The organism is Vibrio sp. Vb1574 (assembly GCF_033338675.1).
Genome location: NZ_JAWOTC010000148.1, coordinates 1 through 1591 on the forward strand (window position 1 = coordinate 1; position 1591 = coordinate 1591).

Annotated in this window: 1 protein-coding gene; it reads right to left on the minus strand. The window is 47.8% G+C overall.

What is annotated here, in order from left to right; genetic code table 11:
• Nucleotides 1-96: 96 nt before the first annotated feature.
• The coding region (locus R7O12_RS24310; RefSeq protein ID WP_318126599.1) for a FlgK family flagellar hook-associated protein at nucleotides 97-1591 on the minus strand (1495 nt) is incomplete at its 5' end.

Genomic DNA, 1591 nt, shown 5'->3' on the forward strand with positions numbered 1-1591 from the left:
TTGTGATGGATCTTGTTCTCTTGGCGACGCAAGTCATTTTGTACGGACTGATAGTTATGGAAACTAGAAATTCGGGTTAGCACTTATCTCTTCTCCTTACCTCAGTTGCAAAATGGTGTTGAAGGTGTCATTTGCCGCCTGCATCACGCGTGATGAAGCCATGTAAGCTTGTTGAAACTTCATCATGTTGGCGGCCTCTTCATCGAGGTTCACACCCGCAATCGATGCTACACGTTCTTGTGCGGCTTCATGCTCTAAACGCGCAACCGATGCTAAGCGGTTAGCCGTTGCCGATTTCAAACCCACTTCAGTATTAAGATTGTGGTAAACGTCAATCAAGGTGCTCGATTTACCATCCATCATTTTGTTGGTTTGTAATTGCTGCATCTTTCTCAAGTTGCCGTTACCACCTTCTGACGGCACCAAGTTGGCCGTAAATTTATCGTTCAGCAGTGCGCCTTCTGTCAGTTCAAAGATGGTTGCATCGCCATTTTTGTATAGCGGATGACTCTTCGGCACTGAGATTTCAATCAGCGGATCATCTTTGTCTAACGGATAAGAGTATTTATCGGACAATAAGTTACCTTTGTTATCGGTAATCTTTAGCCACGCTTTGTCGTGCTTTTCATCGGGCGGCTGAACCGTCACTTCAAACTCTTTTACATCACCCGCTTCACGAATATTGAATTTCGCACTGCCTTGAGCAAACGTCGTAGACGCTTCATAACTTTGTGCGGCAATGGATTTAGCGTCATTGGTTTCCATCTTGATGATGGCAGCACCACTGCGAGTAGGACGCAGCAGCACTCGTTCGCCAGCGGCAAGGCCTTCGCCGATTTGCACTCTCATGCCATCCAATACGAAGGTAGAATCCGACTGGTCTATATCTATCTGGACTTGCTCGCCTTTCGGTGTTGTCACACTGTAGCGATCACCGTCGAAGCGCAGCGCATATTCGCCACCTTTCAACGCTGAAATATCATCGACATAAACGGCAACGTCCGCTTTCGAGTTTGGTGCAGTAAACACTCGTGATTTAGCCACCAGCTCAGAATTCACATCGGTGAAAACGTCTTTACCGATTTTGCCGTTGAGATCCAAACCTTGCGATTGCAGTTGGTTGACCTTGTAAGAGAATCCGGTAGCTAAGCGCCCCATTTCATCCAGCAGTTGCGGAATGTGTTTGTCACGCATGTCGAGTAGCGCGCCGATTTTGCCGTCCATGTCGTCGGCCTTAATCGCTTTGATGCCATCGCCTTCGACCATCGCTAGACGTCGTTGGTGCACGTCTGGGTAGCCATCAATCATTTTTAATTGGCTTGCCTCTGTGCCCGACACCAAGGTATGACCATTGCCGATGTGCACGTTGAAACCTTCAGCGTTTTTACGTGGGGTCACGGTGACCTTAGTGTATTCCGACAGCTCGGTAATCAGCTTTTCATGCTGATCCATCAAATCGTTATGTGGACCAGGAGTGCGCATCATCAAGCGGTGAATGTCACGAATTTCTAGCGCCAGTTGGTTAATGCGCTCAATGCCCATGTCCAATTTTTTATTGGTCACATCTGACTGCAGTCGCACCGTTTCGTGA